The 19724-nt window shown below is 53.1% G+C and carries 17 protein-coding genes; 10 read left to right on the forward strand and 7 right to left on the reverse strand.

Features of this window, described 5'->3' with window-relative positions; genetic code table 11:
* Window positions 1–14 precede the first annotated feature (14 nt).
* On the reverse strand, window positions 15–911 hold the full coding sequence (gene ispA / locus INT21_RS19980) for a (2E,6E)-farnesyl diphosphate synthase (protein WP_193060689.1): 897 nt from the start codon (window positions 909–911) through the stop codon (window positions 15–17).
* The gene (locus tag INT21_RS19985) at window positions 905–1201 is read right to left on the reverse strand and encodes an exodeoxyribonuclease VII small subunit (protein WP_172422333.1); all 297 of its coding nucleotides are present in this window, start codon (window positions 1199–1201) and stop codon (window positions 905–907) included. Before INT21_RS19985 ends, ispA begins: the two co-directional genes overlap by 7 nt.
* Window positions 1202–1484: 283 nt before the next feature.
* On the opposite strand from INT21_RS19985, the gene serA reads away from it, so the two are divergent.
* Window positions 1485–2729 (forward strand): phosphoglycerate dehydrogenase, encoded by a 1245-nt coding sequence (gene serA, locus INT21_RS19990; protein WP_193060690.1) that lies wholly within the window; start codon window positions 1485–1487, stop codon window positions 2727–2729.
* Window positions 2730–3211: 482 nt separating this feature from the next.
* On the opposite strand, the gene INT21_RS19995 is transcribed toward serA, so the two are convergent.
* Window positions 3212–3901 carry a pirin family protein gene (locus INT21_RS19995; RefSeq protein WP_193060701.1) on the reverse strand — a complete coding sequence of 230 codons (690 nt, stop codon included), beginning with the start codon at window positions 3899–3901 and terminating at the stop codon, window positions 3212–3214.
* 221 nt (window positions 3902–4122) lie between these two features.
* Here INT21_RS19995 and trhO point away from each other — a divergent pair, with 221 nt between their 5' ends.
* The 5 genes from trhO (at window position 4123) to ybiO (ending at window position 10021) form a co-directional block, all read left to right on the forward strand.
* Window positions 4123–5082, forward strand: a complete 960-nt coding sequence (gene trhO / locus INT21_RS20000) for an oxygen-dependent tRNA uridine(34) hydroxylase TrhO (RefSeq protein WP_193060702.1) — start codon at window positions 4123–4125, stop codon at window positions 5080–5082.
* Window positions 5083–5188: 106 nt separating this feature from the next.
* Window positions 5189–5995 carry an enoyl-CoA hydratase gene (locus tag INT21_RS20005; protein WP_193060703.1) on the forward strand — a complete coding sequence of 269 codons (807 nt, stop codon included), beginning with the start codon at window positions 5189–5191 and terminating at the stop codon, window positions 5993–5995.
* 117 nt (window positions 5996–6112) lie between these two features.
* On the forward strand, window positions 6113–6934 hold the full coding sequence (locus INT21_RS20010) for an IclR family transcriptional regulator (protein ID WP_089040316.1): 822 nt from the start codon (window positions 6113–6115) through the stop codon (window positions 6932–6934).
* 46 nt (window positions 6935–6980) lie between these two features.
* Window positions 6981–7412, forward strand: a complete 432-nt coding sequence (locus tag INT21_RS20015; RefSeq protein ID WP_193060704.1) for a YqaA family protein — start codon at window positions 6981–6983, stop codon at window positions 7410–7412.
* Window positions 7413–7639: 227 nt separating this feature from the next.
* The gene (gene ybiO, locus INT21_RS20020) at window positions 7640–10021 is read left to right on the forward strand and encodes a mechanosensitive channel protein (protein ID WP_193060705.1); all 2382 of its coding nucleotides are present in this window, start codon (window positions 7640–7642) and stop codon (window positions 10019–10021) included.
* A 111-nt stretch (window positions 10022–10132) separates the two neighbouring features.
* On the opposite strand, the gene INT21_RS20025 is transcribed toward ybiO, so the two are convergent.
* Window positions 10133–11743, reverse strand: a complete 1611-nt coding sequence (locus INT21_RS20025; RefSeq protein ID WP_089040319.1) for a BCCT family transporter — start codon at window positions 11741–11743, stop codon at window positions 10133–10135.
* A 285-nt stretch (window positions 11744–12028) separates the two neighbouring features.
* Window positions 12029–12775 (reverse strand): SDR family oxidoreductase, encoded by a 747-nt coding sequence (locus tag INT21_RS20030; RefSeq protein ID WP_193060706.1) that lies wholly within the window; start codon window positions 12773–12775, stop codon window positions 12029–12031.
* A gap of 204 nt (window positions 12776–12979) precedes the next feature.
* On the opposite strand from INT21_RS20030, the gene folK reads away from it, so the two are divergent.
* Together folK and INT21_RS20040 are read left to right on the forward strand one after the other, a co-directional pair.
* Window positions 12980–13426 carry a 2-amino-4-hydroxy-6-hydroxymethyldihydropteridine diphosphokinase gene (gene folK, locus INT21_RS20035; RefSeq protein WP_193060707.1) on the forward strand — a complete coding sequence of 149 codons (447 nt, stop codon included), beginning with the start codon at window positions 12980–12982 and terminating at the stop codon, window positions 13424–13426.
* Window positions 13427–13500: 74 nt separating this feature from the next.
* On the forward strand, window positions 13501–14322 hold the full coding sequence (locus INT21_RS20040; protein WP_319022085.1) for a flagellin N-terminal helical domain-containing protein: 822 nt from the start codon (window positions 13501–13503) through the stop codon (window positions 14320–14322).
* Window positions 14323–14379: 57 nt separating this feature from the next.
* Here INT21_RS20040 and INT21_RS20045 read toward each other — a convergent pair whose 3' ends face one another.
* Both INT21_RS20045 and INT21_RS20050 read right to left on the reverse strand, forming a co-directional pair.
* On the reverse strand, window positions 14380–15933 hold the full coding sequence (locus INT21_RS20045) for a BCCT family transporter (protein WP_193060709.1): 1554 nt from the start codon (window positions 15931–15933) through the stop codon (window positions 14380–14382).
* A gap of 349 nt (window positions 15934–16282) precedes the next feature.
* Complete coding sequence (locus INT21_RS20050) at window positions 16283–17026, reverse strand: DUF481 domain-containing protein (protein ID WP_193060710.1); 744 nt, start codon at window positions 17024–17026, stop codon at window positions 16283–16285.
* Between the two features lie 208 nt (window positions 17027–17234).
* Here INT21_RS20050 and INT21_RS20055 point away from each other — a divergent pair, with 208 nt between their 5' ends.
* The gene (locus INT21_RS20055) at window positions 17235–18920 is read left to right on the forward strand and encodes an ATP-binding protein (protein WP_193060711.1); all 1686 of its coding nucleotides are present in this window, start codon (window positions 17235–17237) and stop codon (window positions 18918–18920) included.
* A gap of 33 nt (window positions 18921–18953) precedes the next feature.
* On the forward strand, window positions 18954–19685 hold the full coding sequence (locus INT21_RS20060; protein WP_125752775.1) for a response regulator: 732 nt from the start codon (window positions 18954–18956) through the stop codon (window positions 19683–19685).
* The last annotated feature ends 39 nt before the right edge of the window (window positions 19686–19724 follow it).

The raw sequence follows: 19724 nt of genomic DNA on the forward strand, positions 1-19724 counted from the left end.
GTCATGGACATCGTTTAGTGGTCGCGCTCGATCATATAGTGGGCAAGATCGGCCAGCGGTGCGCCTTGCTCGCCAAGCGGGGCGAGGGCGGCAATGGCCTCTTCGATAAGCATATTTGCTTTGCGTTGTGCGCCGGAAAGTCCCAGTAAGCTAGGGTAAGTCGGCTTGGCACGTGCAGCATCAGCGCCAGAGATTTTACCCAGTGTGACGGTATCGCCCGTCACATCAAGGACATCGTCATGAATCTGGAAGGCTAGACCAATGGCGCGGGCGTAGCGAATCAGAGCGGCAAGCCGAGGATCGTTTTCATCCACTGCGACTAAGCCGCCTAAGCGCACTGCGGCCACAATCAGCGCGCCAGTTTTGTGGGCATGCATATGAGCTAAGGCATCCACGTCCGGATGGCCACCTACGGCGGCTAAGTCGAGTGCCTGGCCTGCGACCATTCCTGCCCGGCCAGAGGCAACGGCCAGCGTGGTGACCATGCTGCCAAGCCGTGGATGAGGCTGGCTGGCAAGTACCTCGAAGGCCAGTGCTTGCAGTGCGTCTCCCGCTAAAATTGCGGTGGCTTCATCGAACGCTTTATGCACAGTGGGTTGGCCGCGACGCAGGTCGTCATCGTCCATGGCAGGCAGATCGTCATGAATCAATGAGTACGCATGAATCAGCTCAATGGCTGCTGCAGGGGCATCCAATGCGTCGTCCCGCGCCCCTAGCGCATTACCTGCGAGATATACCAGCAGTGGCCGCAAGCGCTTACCACCTACCAATAGGCCGTGACGCATAGCGGCTTCCAGGCGTGGCGCGACGGCTGGTTGGGAGTCAAACAAGGCTGAAAGTGTGGCATCCACCCGTGTGTTACTCGCCTGGCGCAGCGTCGCCAGTTGAGAAGCATTAGCTGTTGTTACCATGGCGGCGTTTCCTCGCTGTCGTTGCCGTGACCTGTGGCATTGTCCGTTTCTGGCGCCGTCGCGAAAGAGGTAATGTCAAGCTTACCATCGCGGTCTTCACTTAGTGCGCGAACTTTTAGTTCGGCGTTGTCGAGCCGCTGCTGGGCTTCACGCGTGAGTCGCACGCCTTGCTCAAACGCGGTCAGAGCGTTCTCCAATGAGAGTTCGCCGGACTCAAGGCGTTCCACAATGGTTTCAAGCTGTGAAACCGTTGCGGCGAAATCTTGCGCTGGTGGAGTGTTATCGCTCATTGGGTAAGGCCTACTATTTTGCTGGCGCCCTGACGCTGATTAAGGGCGGCGACTGTGGCTATAGCCGTGTTATCAAAAAATAAACGCCCAGTATACACCGAGCTAAGGGGGTGGCGTCTGCCCTCATCCCGGGTCAATTCTGCTACTTGCGTCTGGTTCATCTTGTAAACGCACACTTTTCATCATCTCAAGACGCCGAGAGCGGCTGTGGTTGTGCTACCATATGCACCTCCCGTGAACCGATACACGGCGCATGCCGCCGACCATAGAGGTTGATTCAGCCATGGCCAAAACGTCCCTGGACAAGAGCAAGATCAAGATCCTGCTGCTCGAGGGCGTCCACCAAAGCGCGGTGGACAATTTTCACAACGCAGGTTACGAGAACATCGAGCACCTGCCGACATCGCTAGATGAGGCGTCGCTGATCGAAAAGATTCGCGATGTGCACTTCATCGGCATTCGTTCGCGTACGCAGCTCAATGAGCGCGTATTTGACGCGGCAGAAAAGCTGGTGGGCGTTGGCTGTTTCTGTATCGGCACGAACCAAGTTGATTTAACGGCAGCCCTTAAGCGCGGTATCGCGGTCTTTAACGCGCCGTACTCGAATACCCGCTCAGTTGCAGAGCTGGTACTGGCAGAAGCCATCATGCTGCTACGTGGTATCCCCGAGAAGAATGCTCGCGCCCACCAGGGCGGCTGGCTGAAATCGGCGAAAAACTCCCACGAAGCGCGGGGCAAAACCCTGGGTATCGTTGGTTACGGTAGCATCGGTGCGCAGCTTTCAGTGCTGGCAGAATCGCTTGGTTTCAACGTTATCTATTACGATGTGATCACCAAGCTAGGCATGGGTAACGCGAATCAGGTAGCGAGTCTGGAGCAACTGTTAGCACGCTCTGACGTGGTCAGCCTGCACGTTCCTGACTTGCCTGCTACGCGCTGGATGATTGGCGAGAAAGAGATCGCAACCATGAAGCAGGGCGCCATCCTGATTAACGCAGCCCGTGGTAGCGTTGTTGAGATTGAGCCTCTGGCCGAGGCGATTAAAGCGGGCAAGCTTAACGGTGCCGCCATTGATGTCTTCCCGGTAGAGCCGAAGGGCAACGATGAAGAGTTCCAAAGCCCGTTGCGCGGCCTGGATAACGTGATTTTAACCCCTCATATCGGTGGTTCTACCCTGGAAGCTCAGGAGAATATCGGTATTGAAGTGGCTGAAAAGCTGATTACGTATTCGGATAATGGCACCACGGTTACTTCTGTTAACTTCCCCGAAGTAGCACTGCCCGCTCACCCGGATAAGCATCGTCTGTTGCACATTCATGACAACGTGCCGGGCGTGTTATCGCAAATTAACCGCGTACTGTCTGAAAACGGCATCAACATTTCAGGTCAGTACCTGCAAACCAATGACAAAGTGGGCTACGTGGTCATTGATGTCGATAAAGCCTACGGCCCACAGGCCCTAGAAGCGTTGAAGAAAGTTGAGCACACGCTGAAAATTCGCGCGCTGTACTCGTCACATAATAGTTAAACGCTGTTATCAGCGTGATCAACAAAAAAGGCCCTACTTACGGGGCTAATGCCAGTCAGTTAAGGCTGACTGGCTTTTTTCTTTCTGAAGGCAAAAAAACGCCGATTGGCTTTATTTAATAAGTGCCTGACGATGACTTCACCCCAGCCCTCCGAGCCGCCTTCGTCATTCCCGCAGGCCCTTAGCGGGAATCCATGTTGACCTGGGGTTTCGGGCTGCTGCAGGCCAAGGTCAAGGTAGATTCCCGATAACCCCACTCGGGAATGACGGTGCGGTGAATTGGGAATGACGGTGCGGTGCCTCAGGAATGACGGTGCGGTGACTTGGGAATGACGGTGTGGTGCCTCGGAAATGACGCGCGGTGCACGCTTTGTGGGAGGTGGCCGCTTTGCTATATGGGGCTAGGGGGTAATGCCAGTCAGCCTTAACTGAATGGCATTACCTACTTTCGGGGCCGTTTTCGTTTCAGGGCTGAGGTTGCGCTAGGCTAGATCAAACAGCAGCACTTCGGCTGCTTGTCCGCCGGTTAGGCTAAATGTTTCACCCGGTTGAAAGGCGGCGGCATCTCCAGAGCCAAGGGTTTCGCCGTTAACGTCAATCGTGCCTTTTACCACATGCAACCAGGCATAGCGTGATGGTGGGGCCGCCGCCTGCTCGCCAGCGTCGAACAAGCCAGCGTAAAGGTTAACGTCTTGGTTAACGCTCACCGAGCCTTCGCGACCATCTTGAGAAGCGACTAAGCGCCACTGTCCCTGGCGTTCAGCGGTTGGAAAGGCTTTCTGCTCATAACTAGGGGCAATGCCGCGTTTGGCCGGCTCGATCCAAATCTGCAGGAAATGCAGCCCGTTCTCTTTTGAATGATTAAACTCGCTGTGCAATACGCCAGTACCTGCGGACATACGCTGTACATCGCCTGGGCGCATGACCTCGCCGTTGCCCATATTGTCCTTATGCTCCATTTCCCCTTCCAGCACGTAGGAGATGATCTCCATATCCTGGTGGGGATGGGCGCCAAAACCTTGGCCGCCGGTGACTCGATCCTCATTAATTACCCGCAGCGCGCGGAATCCCATATGGTTAGGGTCCACATAGTTGGCGAACGAAAAGGTGTGGAAAGAGCGCAGCCAGCCGTGGTCGGCATAGCCTCGCTCGTTAGAACGACGGATGTGCATGGTGTTCTCCGAAAACGTCGTAGGAATAACACCAATATACGCCCGCTCGACGGGCGCGTGGGGTGAAGCTTTTTAGATGGTCAGATCGAATAAATCGACGATTGCTCAGCGCGCCCTAGTCATTGTCAGGCAGAGCAGCACTTTGCCTGAATTGTTTGCTAAACTATGCGCGTTTATTTACCCGGTCCGCCCTTTGCGAGGGCGACTACCAGGAGTATTCCATGACGGAAACCACCCAAATGCCGCCCATTGTGGTCGCGGCACTGTATAAGTTTGTCACTCTGAACGACTTTGAAGCCCTGCGTGAGCCACTGCGTCAGACAATGGTCGATAACAACGTTAAAGGCACGCTGCTGTTGGCTAAAGAAGGCATTAACGGCACCGTGGCGGGCACTCGCGAAGGCATTGATGCCCTGCTGGCCTGGCTGACCGCCGACCCTCGCTTAAGCGATATCGACCACAAAGAGTCCTACTGTGACGAAACGCCGTTTTACCGTACTAAGGTGAAACTGAAAAAAGAGATCGTCACCCTGGGCGTGCCGGATATTGATCCTAACGACACCGTTGGCACCTACGTGGAGCCGGAAAATTGGAATGACGTGATCTCCGACCCGGACGTGCTGGTGATTGATACCCGCAATGATTACGAAGTGGCGATTGGTAGCTTTGAGCGGGCGATTGACCCGAAAACGACCACCTTCCGTGAGTTTCCTGAGTACGTGCGTGAGCACTACAACCCAGAAAAGCACAAGAAAGTCGCGATGTTTTGCACCGGTGGCATCCGTTGTGAAAAGGCCTCCAGCTTTATGCTGAAAGAGGGCTTTGAAGAGGTCTATCATCTTAAAGGCGGTGTGCTGAACTACCTCGAAAAGGTCCCGGAAGAGCAGTCCTTATGGCGTGGTGAGTGTTTCGTGTTTGATAACCGCGTCACCGTGCGCCACGACCTTAGCGAAGGTGAGCATGAGCAGTGCCACGCTTGCCGTATGCCTATTTCGCTTGATGATATGCAGTCATCGGCCTACGAGCCGGGCATCAGCTGCCCTCACTGCATCGACTCACTCCCCGAAAAAACCCGCGCTGCCGCCCGAGAGCGTCAACGCCAAATCGAACTGGCTAAGGCCCGTGGTGAACCCCATCCTCTAGGCTATAACCAGCGCAAGGGCAACCGCGCAAACACGTAACTCACGAGGCCTCCTGCTCTTCAGGAGGCCTCTTTGGTCGTATCTCGCCAACATTAGCCTTTGTACGCGCTAGACTGAGCAACTCTCGACTGTCTAGGAGCTTTCTATGTCTGCCTCTTCAGATGCGCCACTGGCGTCTTCAGAACTTCTGCAACGCACTGATTATCAAGGGGTAACGACCCTTACGTTAAACCAGCCTGAACGCTTTAATGCATTGTCTGAGGATATGTTGACGGCGCTGCAACGTGCGCTTGATGACATTGCCCAGGATGAGCATGTGCGCTGCGTGGTGTTGGCTGCGAACGGCAAGGCATTTTGCGCAGGGCATGACTTAAAGCAGATGCGTGCGAACCCTGATAAAGCCTACTACCAAACACTGTTTGCTCGCTGTGGCGCGGTGATGCAGAGCATCGTTAACTTGCCTGTCCCTGTGATTGCTAAAGTTCAGGGCATTGCGACGGCCGCTGGCTGCCAGCTCGTCGCTAGCTGTGATTTGGCTGTGGCAGCTAGCAATGCCCGATTTGCCGTATCAGGAATCAATGTGGGGCTTTTCTGTTCGACACCTGCAGTAGCACTGTCGCGTAATGTGTCGCGAAAGCGGGCGATGGAAATGTTGCTGACCGGAGAATTCATCAGTGCCTCTCAGGCCGCGGACTGGGGGCTTATTAACCGGGTTGCCGAAGAGAGCGAACTCGATAGTGCCGTGGGCGAACTCACTGCGAGCATCTGCGCCAAGAGCGCAGTGGCGGTGCGCACTGGCAAAGCCATGTTCGCACGGCAGCTAGCGATGCCGTTAGAGGAAGCCTATGCGTTTGCTGGCGAAACCATGGCGTGCAACATGTTGGCAGATGATGCAGCTGAGGGTATTGATGCCTTCATCGCCAAGCGCCCACCCCAGTGGCGCCATCGCTAGCAACGCTTGAGATATCATTGGTGGAATTTGTTTCCGTAAACGCGACAGCGGCCCCGCTGGCGCGTTATCCTCCCTCACTTTATGCCTTCAGGAGAGGCGCTTTCAGGAGAAAGTAAGGTGAGTGACGTAAAGCGTAGGTCAGTCGGACGTCCGGCGGGGGCCACCAAGGCGAGCGGTGGGCACAGCCAATCATTAGTACGTGGCCTCACGCTGTTAGAGCATTTGTCGGCAAGCCCATTAGGGTTAGCTTTATCGGAGTTGGCGGAAATGGCTGATCTCGCGCCATCCACCACTCACCGATTGTTACAAGCGCTACAAAGCCAGGGGTTCGTGACGCAAGAGAGTGAGCAGGGACTTTGGCGCATTGATGTTAAAACCTTCCGCATTGGTAATAGCTTTTTAGAAGCGCGTGATGTCGTCGCCCAAAGTCGGCCCTTTTTACGCCGTTTAACCGCAGAAACGGGGGAAACAGCGAATCTGGGGATTCGGGATGGTGCGACGGCGGTCTTTCTTGCCCAGCATGAGTCGCCGCAGATGATGCGGATGATTACTCGTCTAGGCTCGCGGGCGCCGCTGCATGCTTCTGGGGTGGGCAAAGCCCTACTGGCTTGGATGAGTGAAGACGAGCGTACCGCGCTGCTTAAAGGTTACGACCTTGCCCGAGTGACTGAAAATACCCTGCATCAATCCGATGAGCTGTTGATCGAAATGGCGACTATTCGTGCTCAGGGATTTGCCTGCGACCGCGAGGAGCATGCGGTGGGTTTACACTGCGTGGCCGCCTGTATTCACGATGAGCATGGCACACCGCTGGCGGCTATTTCAGTCTCTGGACCCATGGCGCGTATTCCTGAAGAGCGCCTATTGGCACTAGGTGCGTTAGTGCGCACCATCGCCGACGAAATCACCCTTCAGCTGGGTGGCCAACTGCCCCGATAAGCGGCGCTTTGCGCACCTGCAGTGACTGACAAAGACGGCACTCATTATGTTTAGCCTATTCTGGGTGGCGTTGGCTAGCGCCACCTTACTGCCTGGCGGCTCAGAGGTGTGGCTGGCACGGTTGTGGTGCTTAGGCGAGCCCGCGGTTGGGCTCTGGCTCGTCGCCACCGCTGGCAACACCCTGGGCAGTATGGTCAATGTGGCGCTGGGACGTTATGCCCGCCAGTTTCAACATCGTCGCTGGTTCCCCGCGTCACCCACTGGATTAGCGCGCGCAGAGCGTTGGTACAAACGTTTTGGTGAAGTTAGCTTGCTGCTTTCGTGGGCACCCGTTCTGGGTGACCCCCTTACTGTACTCGCAGGTATCTTTAGATTGCCCTGGTGGCGTGCGTTGCTCTGGATTGTGGTGGCCAAAGGGGCGCGCTATGCACTGTTGTTGGCGCTAGCCCACCAATGGCTGGCGCCGCTGTGCGGATAAATCGACAGATGATGCCAGCTTAACTCGCGTTGATGTCACAAATATTGACGCGGCGAGTGGCGAGCCACGCTCTTTTTCTCATGTTACCCTGTTTATCAATTATACAAATCTTGCACTCGCCGAGAGTGCAATATGAATAGCGTGCACTATGATGTGCATGAAACGATGTGCATAAAAGAGTTAGCAATGACATTGAGTGAAAGATTCATCCAAAGGGAGGTTTAGGTGTGACGCCATTACGTTTATTCCCCTGGCTAGGCGTCTGGTTATTGATGCTATTCGCCTTTCTGACAACGCCTGCACTCGCTCAAACGACGTTGAGTGCGGGAAGCGAAGACACCGCTAACGCAGAGGAGCAGCCCTCTTATTCGGCACTTGCCGATCTGCTGGAAGATGAGCAAGCGCGCCAAGAACTGATTGAGCTGCTGCGAAATCAAGCGTCAGTGTTACCCAATGAACTGACTAGTGAGTTATCACCGGAAGCAGCCGCCCAGGGGAGTGACCTTGCCCCTGAGGATGTATCACTGCCCCGTCAGCTTGCAGAGCTAACCAGTCGTGTGGTTGGTGATGTTGGCGGACAGATAGAGCAGGCAGTGGCCGTGGTGGGCGACCTATTTACCGGCCAAGGCGCTAGCTCGTTCGACATGGCCGCGTTTGTTAGTGCGGCAATTAATTTGGGTATCGTGATTGTTGCGACGTTCGCGATATTTTTGCTTTGCCGCCGTTTGGCTAAACCGTTATTTACTAAAATCAGCGGCTGGTCTCAGCAGGGCAGTGGTTTAACGCCCGTGCTGCGTTTGGTGTTATGTGTCGCTATTGCTGCCGTCGTAGATGTGTTGTTGGTTGCTTTTGCTTACGTTGGCGGTAACTTGGTGGCGGCGTTTGCGGTGGGGGAAACAGGCGAACTTTCTACCCGCGCTTCACTATTTCTAAACGCCTTCTTGGTGATTGAACTGCTGAAAGCCGGTATGCGTATGCTGTTCTCTTCACGCTATGAAGGGCTGCGCTTGTTACCTATTTCAGCAAAAGAAGCGTCCTACTGGAATCGCTGGTTAGCGCGTTTAATTGGCATGGTCGGCTATGGCTTGATGGTGGTCGTGCCGCTGGTTAATTTCTATATCGCGGCAACCCTAGGCCAAGCCGTCGGCACCTTTATTATGTTGCTGGCCTTCATCTACGCGGTTGGCGTCGTGCTTAAAAACCGTGTACGCCTGCGTGACAATCTTAACCAGATGGCAGCGCGAGCGACGATGACCGCTAGTCGCGTGTCGCTGCGCTTGTTTGCTCGAACCTGGCACTTGTTTGCGTTGCTCTACTTCCTGATGGTGTTTGTGCTTACCTTGTTACGCCCTGGGGATGCATTGCCGTTTGTGCTGTTTGCCACCTTGAAAACATTGGCCGCCGTGGTCATCGGGCTGTTGAGCTCGGCGTTCCTTACGCAAACGATTGGCCGGCGTATTCGGCTATCCGATGATCTGCGTCGCAAACTGCCGATGCTGGAAGTGCGCTTAAATAGCTATGTGCCCAATGCCCTGCGTGTGCTGCGTACCGTGCTATTAATAGCGGTCGTTATGGTCGTCTTGGATGCCTGGGGAGTGTTTAACCTAGCGGCATGGTACGCCTCCGAACGTGGCGCGAACCTCGTCGGGAAACTTACCAGCGTCGCCATAATCTTGATCGTTGCGTTCGGTGTGTGGCTGGGGCTAGCAAGCCTGATTGAGCATAAGCTCAACCCAGAAACCGGCCATGGCGAACCCTCTGCGCGTGCTAAAACGCTGTTGAGCCTGTTCCGTAATGCCTTAGTGATTGCCATGGTGACAATTACCGGCATGATCGTGTTGTCGGAAATAGGCATTAATATCGGGCCGCTCATTGCTGGTGCCGGTGTGCTGGGTTTAGCGATTGGTTTTGGTGCTCAAAAACTGGTTCAGGATGTTATTACCGGTATCTTTATTCAGGTAGAGAACGCCATGAACACCGGTGATGTGGTAACGGTAGGCGGTATCACTGGTACCGCTGAGCGATTAAGTATTCGTTCGGTAGGGATACGTGATTTGTCTGGCACTTATCATATCGTGCCGTTCTCCAGCGTTGATACTGTGTCGAACTATATGCGTGAGTACGGTAACCACGTCGGTGAATACGGTATCGGCTATAACGAGAGCATCGATGAAGCAATTGAGCAGCTGCAGTTGGCGTTCGAAGACCTGAAGGAGAGCGAGGAGCACAGCCATAAACTGCTGGCTGACCTGACAGTGGCAGGCGTTACCGCGTTGGCCGACAGCTCTGTCAATATTCGTGTGGTGATCAAGACGACGCCGGGCGATCAGTGGGGTGTTGGGCGTGCCTATAACCGTTTAGTGAAGTTGCGCTTTGATGCAGCAGGTATCGAGATTCCATTCCCGCATACCACGCTCTATTTTGGTGAAACGAAAGGTGGCAAAACACCGCCCGCCAATGTGCGCGTGTTGGACTCCACCGCTGAACGTAAAAAGGTAGAAACATCGCCAATCCATCAGGAAAGCGAACAGCTATCCAATCAGTCAGTTCAGGACACCAATGAGTCTGATCATCTAAAACCTGATCATGGTGATGTAGACGGTGTGTAATAGAATGCCGGTTATTGACAACGGCTAACTAAACAACAGTGCCGCCCAAAAGGGCGGCACTGTTGTTGAAACATCCGCTGTAATTCATATTCGTCAGAACGTTAGAACCCTTTATAGGTTATCCAGTTCGGGCGCTCCTTTGGGGCGTACGATTTTGATCTTCTCCTTCATCAGCGCCTTCATCAGTGCAAAGACCATGGCGAAGACCATGATAAAGATAGGCAGACCGATGACGGTAATCACTTGCTGTAGCGCTACTAGTCCCGCATCCCCTGCGAGTACGATCAGCATGGCTGCAACGGCACCTTCCGAGACGCCCCAGAATACCCGCTGATGAATTGGGCCGGGGTCCGTATCACCGGTACACAGTAGGTCGATGACCAGCGACGCGGAGTCCGACGAAGTAGCAAAGAAGATTGCCACGATAACGACGGCAAGCCCTTGAATCAGCGTAGCAGCGGGGAAGTTCTCAAAGAACGCAAACATTGCTAAGGGCACGCTCTCCATGACAGCGGCCGTCATCATACCGGCCTGGTCGCCCAGCTGTTCGCGAGCGGCCGCGCCGATACCATCGATTTCCATGGCCGACCAGCCAAAAATAGCAAACCACACCAGCGTAAACACAGAAGGTGCAAACAGCACACCAAGGACAAACTCACGGATGGTACGACCTTTGGAAATACGAGCAACAAACAAGCCGATAAAGGGAGACCACGTCACTGTCCAGGCCCAGTAAAAGACCGTCCAGTTACCCTGCCAGCCCCAGCTGCCTTCTTCACGGGTATATTGCGCTAGCGTGTCGTTCCAGAACGACAACGGCACGATGTTGGAAATATAAATGCCGAGCGTTTCGATAATGCCGCGCAGAAGAAAGACGGTCGAACCGGTAAACAAGACAAACAACATCAACCCTACGGCCATGCCGATATTGATGTTGGAAAGCAGCTTCACGCCTTTATCCAGCCCGCCTGCAATGGAGGCTACTGCGACTGCCGTTAACACGATGATGATAATGACTTTAGTGGTCACGCTATCAGCAACGCCAAAAAGTTCGCTTAGCCCTGCATTAATTTGAGAGGTACCTAGCCCGATAGAAACGGCCACCCCAAACAGCGTTCCGAGTACCGCAAAGATATCGATCGTTTTACCGATTGGGCCGTAGATACGCTCCTTGAGCAGCGGATAGAACACTGAGCTGACGCGTACAGGGAGGTCGTAGCGGTAAATAAAGTAGGCAAAGGCTAGCCCTGGCAGGGTGAAAATGGTCCAGGTATGCAAGCCCAAGTGGTAAAGCGAAAAGCCCATCGCTTCACGAGCGGCTTCTACCGTATGTGGCTCAATATCGCCATGAGGCGGGTTGGCAAAATGAAAGACCGGCTCGGCCACCCCCCAAAACATCAACACTGTGCCAATACCACCGGCAAACAGCATCGTGAACCAGGAAATATTGCCGTACTCCGGCCGATCGTCTTCGTCGCCCAAGCGAATATTGCCGTAACGGCTGAGTGCTATCCACAGTAGGAAAACCAGCCAGAAACTAACCCCAAAGATAAAGAACCAGCCAAGATTGGTAACCACCCAACTGCGGCCAGCAGCAAAAATGCTTCCGATCGTCTCGGGGGCAATAATGAGTGCGACAAGAAACAGCACCATCAAGCCAGCCGAAGTAAAAAAAATGGTGGGGTCCGTGCGCAGCCCCAGTCGTTGCGCGAGTTTTTCCATGAGAATTTCCTTTTTATTGTTGGAATAGTCGCCTAGATGGGTTGCATGCCAGCTGAAATAAGGCGACTTTCACGAGTCTACAGACAACTCTTCTGTCCATGGAAGGTGGGAAATGTGACCTTTGATTAAATCGTGCAGGGCTTAACGTACCGTCAACGAAAAGCTGCCGAATGACTTAATAAGCATCGGCAGCGTATGGCGTAAGAGGGCGTTAAAGACAGATTTTAAAGACAGGTTTTAAAGATAAGTTTTAAAGATAGATTTGAAAGATAGGTTGGAATGCTTTCAGCCTGGATAGTTTTCGGAATGTTGCCCTTCAAGGTTGATCGACTCACCCCCATCGACAAATAGAATTTGCCCAGCAACAAACTCATTGTCTAATAAATAGTGCAACGCTTGTACAAGGTGGGCGGGATCACCCTGGTGCTTAACGGGTATACCTTCAATTCGCCACTGAATATAGTCGCTGGTGCGTTGAGAAGCGGGCAGTACCACGCCGGGAGCAATACCATTAATACGCAGGCGTGGTGCAAACTCTAGCGCTGCCATACGCGTCATATCAGAAAGGCTCTTTTTCGATAATAGATACGCGGCATACGGGTACTGGTGATAGGCCACTTTATTATCAATAATATTAATGACCTGGCCTCTATCGACGGCGTCTGCAAAGTAACGTGTGAGCAGCAACGGTGTAAACATATTGACCCTAAACTGCGTTTCCAGCATGGCCATGTCGGTGCCTGAAATGGGAGCAGGTTCATATGCAGAGGCGCTATTAAGAAGCACATTTAAGTTTGGGAAGTGTTGTTTGGCGGCTGTCACAAGTTCTTCAAGAGAGTCGCTCAGGAAATTGCATGGCAGTATTTCGCAGCGCTGTCCTTTGGCGCGAATCGTCTTGGCAACGTCTTCGGCTTCACCCCGTGAGCTATTCACATGTAAGGCAATATCATAGCCCTTAGCCGCTAGGGCTTCGGCGAAATAGCGTCCCAAACGTGTTGCGCCGCCAGTGATCAGTGCAGCTGATGAACTCATGCAAGTTCCCCAAGTGGATTAACGTTAGCGTTGAGTATGACTTTCTGCGTGAGCGTAGCGTTTGTCAATATCTTGTACATAGCTTGAACAAAATAGCAGGCAAGCTAATCTTACGTATCATCAATATGACCTGACAGCCGCCTTCGAATTTTGACGCTAAGCGCCGGGTTTCTAAAGTAGGGTCTACAAGATTAGGATGCAGCTATGCCACTCTCATCGTTAAACACTACGCCAGATACGCCCCTCCATGAATGCTTAATCTCTCTCGGTACCAATATTGAGCCGGAACACCACTTTCACGAAGCACTGACTATTTTGCGCAGCGAGTGTGAGCTGATAGCCAGCTCAGAAGCGATTCGCACAACGCCGGTTGGCTACCAACACCAGCCGGACTTCCTGAATGCAGCCTTACTTGTGCGTACATCTCTTGATCACGACGCTTTTCGCGCTTACTTAAAAGAGGTGGAAAATCGTCTCGGACGTGTGCGAGGCCCGATTAAATCAGGGCCGAGAACCATGGACTTGGATATTGTGGCGTGGGATGGCGAAGTCATCGATGAGGGGTACTACCAGCATAGCTACGTGCGTCGCCCGGTAGATGAAGTGCTGGCTGCCAGCCGCCGGACACTTAAACAACGAGCATGCTCATGATTTTTGCGTTGCGGCCGATAATAGCAGTGTAGCCTCCTACTGTTGGGCAGGCTGACCTGCCTCGGAGACGAGCGTTGCTAAGCCTAAACACCAATCTGATGTCTCTTATCGTGCAGAATAATCTGCGTAGCAGTCAGCAATCGATGCAGACCGCTATGGAGCGTCTTTCTTCTGGGCTACGTATCAATAGTGCCAAGGATGACCCGGCAGGTCAGGCGATTGCCAATCGCATGGGGGCTCAGCTGCGTGGTATGGAGCAAGCCATTCGCAATACCAATGACGGCATTTCCATGGTGCAAACAGCAGAGGGTTCGCTCAATCAAATTAACGATAACTTGCAGCGTATTCGTGAATTGAGTGTTCAAGCGGCTAACGGCACTAATGCTCCCGATGATCTTGACTCAATTCAAAATGAGATCAATCAGCGCCTAGATGAGATTGATCGTCTTGCCGAACAGAGTAACTTCAACGGCATTGGCTTGTTTGATAGTAGCAAAGAGGTAAATATTCAGGTGGGTGCTAACGATGGCGATAGCATTGCGGTGCGCTTAGCAGCCATGAATAGGCAGGCATTGGGGCTGGAAAGCTTTAGTGTTTTAGATGATGGCAACGCAACGGATAACCCGCTTAAGGCGCTAGATGGCGCCATTAAACAGGTGGATCGCCAGCGGAGTTATTTAGGCGCGGTACAAAATCGCTTCGAAAGTGTGATCGATGGACTCAATACCAACATTATTAATACGTCTGCTGCTCAGTCGCGCATCCAAGACGCGGATTATGCCCGTGAAATTTCTAATCTAATTCACGCGCAAATTCTGCAGCAGGTCGGTATCGCTATTTTGGCTCAAGCCAACCAGCAGCCGCAGATGATTCTGCGCCTGCTGGAAGGTCTATAACATTAGGGCTATAACATCAGAGCTATAACATCAGGGCCGCATAAGGACTATCAACCGTTACTCGATAATGCCCTGTTCGCGCGCCATGGCATAGGCTGCCTGGGGGCCATTCCACAGCGATGGCAGTAAAATCAGTGAAACGGGAATCGCGGTAATCACGATAAATTGCTGTAAGGCACCAATTTGCCCTGCTCCCATATACAGCAGCACCGCCGCCATTAGCGCCATGGCAATCCCCCAGAAAGCACGTACGTATGGGCTTGGGTCATCATGGCCAGCCCCCACTACGGCAATGGCATAACTCATCGAATCACCTGTGGTGGCCACAAAAATTGTCGTCAATAACAAAATTGCCAGTGCCATCCAGGTGCCGCCGGGGAGCGCTTGGGCCACGGTAAGCGTCGCGACATCAAACTGGAAATTATTCAGTGCTTCTGTCAGATCAATGACGCCCGTGAGCTGATAATAAACGCCTGAGCCGCCCAGCAGAGTGAACCATACGGTCGTCGCAATCGGGGCGAGTACCGCCACGGCAAGAATCATTTCGCGAATACTGCGTCCGCGTGAAATACGTGCCACGAAAATCGCCATCAGCGGTGCATAGCCAATAAACCAGGCAAAGAAAAAGACGGTCCACCACTGCATCCACCAAGCGGGAGCGGTGTCGGCGGTCATGGTTGCCATGGTGAAAAAATTACTAATGTAAGCGCCCATGCTCGACATATAAGTGTTGACCAAAAACAGCGTAGGGCCAAACACGATGATCACCGCGCCAATGGCAAGTGCCAGCAGTACGTTAAAGCGGCTAAGTAGTTGAATGCCTCTATGAACACCGCTCATCGAAGAGAGCACGTAAATGCAACCTAGTACCGCAAGGATAATAAGCTGCCCGAGGTAGCCGTCGGGAAGACCGAACAGCTCATGCAAGCCAAAACTTACTTGAGTCGCTAGAAATCCGATGGGGCCGACAGTACCTGCTACCAACGCAATCACGCAGCAAGCGTCTAGCACGCTACCTAGCGGGCCACGCATAAGCCGCTCGCCAAAAACCGGGTAAAGCAGTGTGCGTGGTTGCAGTGGCTGGCCTTTCACATAGTGAGCGTGGGCAAGCACCACCGCGGTTAGCGAGCCAAGTACCGCCCAGGCCAAAAAGCCCCAGTGCATGAACGATTGGGCAAGGGCGCTTGAGACGGCTTCGGCGGTGCCCGCTTCGGTGTCAAAGGCAGGAGGCGTTACCACAAAATGATAGACCGGCTCTCCGGCGGCGAAGAAGACCCCACCTCCTGCCAGCAATGTGCACAGAATAATCGATAGCCACTTAAAGGTACTCATTTCTGGTGCATCAAGATTGCCAATCTTGGCTTTTGCCGCTGGCGTAACTGCTAGACCAATGGCAATAAAAAAAGTCAGTAACAGTAACAATTGAAAGTAGCTGCCTAGCACTAGGGCTGTCCAAGCAAAGCCGGCGCTGATTGAGTTGGCGACAAGATCAATGTCATAAAAGGAGAGGGCAAGAAACGCCACGATGAAACCGATGCTAAGCACCAGTACGATGGGATCGCCGAGGGAAAACCGCATAGTGCCCTCGCTTGTCTTGGCAGGGTGGTTCATTAAGAACACCTATGTTTAATCAGGAGTATGTTTAATCAGGGGATGGGTAAGCAGAGCATTGAGCTTAACTAAACCGTGCGTGAGTAGGCGTAATGCCTAAAAGCATCCGATTTTCGAAACAAAAAAAAGCGCCATTCAATGAATGGCGCGAGGACAGGAAACTGTGGACAGTATATCTTGTATATAGACCAAAGTCTAATGCCCGAGGAGGATTGCATAAAAATAGTGCGAAAAATAAGCGAGATGCACCATGATGAATAGGTTAATGGCAGCCGCAATTGGTCGGCGTTTTTTGTAAACCACTGATAATAAAAAATATTTCTTTGTGTGACAGGAAAGCAGCGGCGCGCTACCAGTGATAGAGCAGTGATGCGCTGGTGGTGCTGTCAGTACGTTCGCTAGTATCCTCAGGCGGCTGCGAGTTGTGTTTGATTTCATGGGAAAGGCGTAGCGAAAGTCGTGAATTTAGTCGAGCCGTTAGTGCCGTTAATGAACGCGCTGTAGTGTTCTGACGGGTATATTCCACCGACATTTCTTGAACGATATCCGCATAATCTGAGAAGCCAAATTGATAGTCGAGTGCTGTATAAGCAACTGCCAATTGCTCATTATCAGCGCCGCGTAATCGGTCATTACGATAGCCAGGGCCTGCTTCTAACGATAGTGAATGTTGTTCACCCGCTAGCAATTGCCTCCCATAGCCACCAATGGCAGAAAGCTGCTGGTCGTAGCCGGCAAAGCGGTCTTTTTCCCAGCGGGCAAAGCCAAACAGATAGTGGGGGCCGCTAAAATCAAAACGCTCCCTGCCTGCTACTAAATATTGCTCAGCGCTGGTTTCTCCGTTTTTACTCACATTGCGGACTTCACCGCGCAGCGAATGAGTGAAATCCCCCGTCAGCCAAGTCAGCCGTGTCTTGCCGATCAATGTTTGGCTATTGGTGTTGCCGGAAAGGTGGGTAAAACCAAGTTCGGCATCGCCGCTAAACACCGGCGTATCATCTTGTGGCGGTGGTGGGGCGTAAAATGGATAAGCAGCGGCGGAAGTTGCCCATAGCGACAAGCTAGCTAATAAGACATTTCTTAATAAACTCAACAAGTAACTCCTCCTGAGTAGCGGTCTTTGTGAGCGGCTGCGATGTTGCAGGATGAGAGTTCGTCATGCACGCTTTAAAAGCGCTGAGTATATCGATAAAAACAAAATCAGTGGCTGCTAAATAAGTAAATAGTCGAAAAAGCGCAACGGCTAACGCCGCTTGGCGCTGCATGCCATAATGACGCTGTCGCGCCTAGTGAGTTCCTTTATGACCGCCCCACGCCCACGTACGTTGGCCGAATTACAGCGCTGGCGCCGTACTCGTGCCAAACGCCGCTGGTACAAGCGAAGTTTTCGCCTGCAAGTCATGCTGCTGGTCGGCTTTCTGCTGGCGGGTATGTTGCTAGCGCAAGGCACCTATCTGAACCACCGTAAAGCAGAAATTATCACCCACCAAATGGGCGAACGGGCATTGGCAGTGGCCAAAACCGTCGCGGGCATGCCGCAAATTGTTAATGCTTTCTCGACCCCCGACCCTTCGCTGATTATCCAGCCGCTTGCTGAACGCGTTCGCCATGAAACCGGTGCCCGTTATGTGGTGGTGGGGAATGCCCAGTCGATTCGCTACTCGCACCCCGTGCCTGAGCGTATTGGTCAGCCAATGGTGGGCGGGGATAACGATCAGGTGCTGATTTACGGTCAGTCATACGTATCGGAAGCTACCGGAACGTTAGGCACCGCCATGCGCGGCAAAACGCCTATCTGGGATGAAGAGGGTAATATCATCGGGGTAGTTTCGGTGGGCTTTATGCTAGAACGAGTCGATATGGATGTGGCTCGCTATACCAGCCTGGGGTGGGCGTTAGTGGCGCTGATGATTTTGCTAGGATTTGCCGGGGCCTATTGGCTGTCGCAGCACCTTAAAAAAGTCATCCTTGGTTTAGAACCTTATGAAATAGCCCGCTTGGCCATGGAAAAAGAGGCCATCTTGCAATCTATCCACGAAGGTATTCTGGCGGTTAACCGCGATGGCCAGATCACCTTAGTGAATCAGCAGGCCCGCCGTTTTCTAGGGCTATCGGATGAACAGGTCTTGCTGGGGCAACCAATTCGTGAGGTGGTGCCCAACTCGCGCTTGATCGAGGTGTTAAAGCACGGCGAGCAAGAGTTTGACCAGGAAATGTGGCTGGGCGACCATCCTGTGGTGGCTAATCGAGTGCCCATTCTGCACGAAGGAGAGATCGAAGGCGCCGTTGCGACATTTCGCAGTCGCCGGGAAATTATTGATCTTTCTCAGGCACTTACCCGGGCAAGCCGTGATGTGGATATGCTGCGTGCCCAGGCCCACGAGTTTTCCAACAAGCTATACACCATTTCTGGTCTCTTGCAGCTTAATCGCGTTGATGAGGCGCTAGCGTTGATTCATCATGAAACCGAACGTGCCCAGGCGCAAATGAGCTTTTTAATGCGTCACGTAGCTGACGCGGTACTCAGCGGCATCTTGTTGGGTAAATTGACGCGAGCAGGGGAGTTGGGAGTTGCGCTGGAAATTGATGAGCAGAGCTCGCTCTCTTGCCCACTGACGGTCACTGGGCAGGAGGTCATGATTAGCGTTGTGGGCAACTTATTAGATAACGCCTGTCATGCAGCGCTTAATGGTCCAAACAGTGACACACCGAAAGTTCGCCTGTTCTTTACGGATCTGGGCGAGCAGCTGTTGATTGAGGTAGAGGATAACGGCTCAGGTGTGCCCGGCGAGCATGCGGAGTCGATCTTTCAAGATGGGTTTTCTACCAAAACCGGTAAACATCGTGGCATTGGATTAGCACTGGTCGCGCGGTTGTGCCGTCAGCATGGCGGCGAGGTGACATTAGAAGAGAGCGAGCTAGGCGGCGCGTGCTTTATTGCCGTGCTGGATCGTTCGCTTTGCGACCAAGTCGCCACAACGCCTTAAATCATAATAACGACGCCAGGAAGAGGAAACACTATGTCTGCGGCGCAGTACGGTATTTTGGTCGTCGAAGACGATTTTCGCATTGCTGATATCCATAAGGCTTTTATTGAGCAGAGCGACGGCTTTTATGTGGTGGGGCTGGCACGTAACGGCAGTGAAGCAAAAGCCCTGATGGCCCAGCATGCTGATGCTGTTCAGCTCATCTTATTAGATGCTTACTTGCCTGATGTAGAGGGTCTGGAGCTGCTATGGGCGATTCGCCGCGACTATGTGCATGTGGATATCGTCATGGTGACAGCCGCCCGCGAAGTAGAAACCATCAGCGAAGCGTTGCGTGGTGGCGTCTTTGATTATCTGATTAAACCGATTGAAGCGGCGCGTATGACACAAATGCTGACACGTTTTCGTCGCGAGCGAGAGGCATTGGCGAACCGGGCTGAAATGAGTCAAGACGAGCTGGACCAAGTGCTTGCTCGCTTACAGCCAGGTGAATCTGCGCGGCAAGCTACGCGCACGCTGCCTAAGGGCATTGACCGTTTGACCCTGCGTCGTGTGGTGGAGTCGCTGGCAGCCGAACATGATTCCCAAACGGCGATGCAGGTAGCGCAGGCAATGGGCGCAAGCCGTTCAACAGCGCGGCGTTATTTGGAGTTTTTAGTGGCTGAACAAGCGGTTAATGCAGAAATTGGCTATGGCGATGTCGGTCGCCCTGAGCGGCGCTATCGGCTGCTTGAGTCTTCCTCAACATGGCTGGAATCGCTGTAAACAAGCCGTTCTAACCGGCCGTGAACAAAATGAACAAAA

Source organism: Halomonas sp. 3F2F, from assembly GCF_014897805.1.
Taxonomy (GTDB): domain Bacteria; phylum Pseudomonadota; class Gammaproteobacteria; order Pseudomonadales; family Halomonadaceae; genus Vreelandella.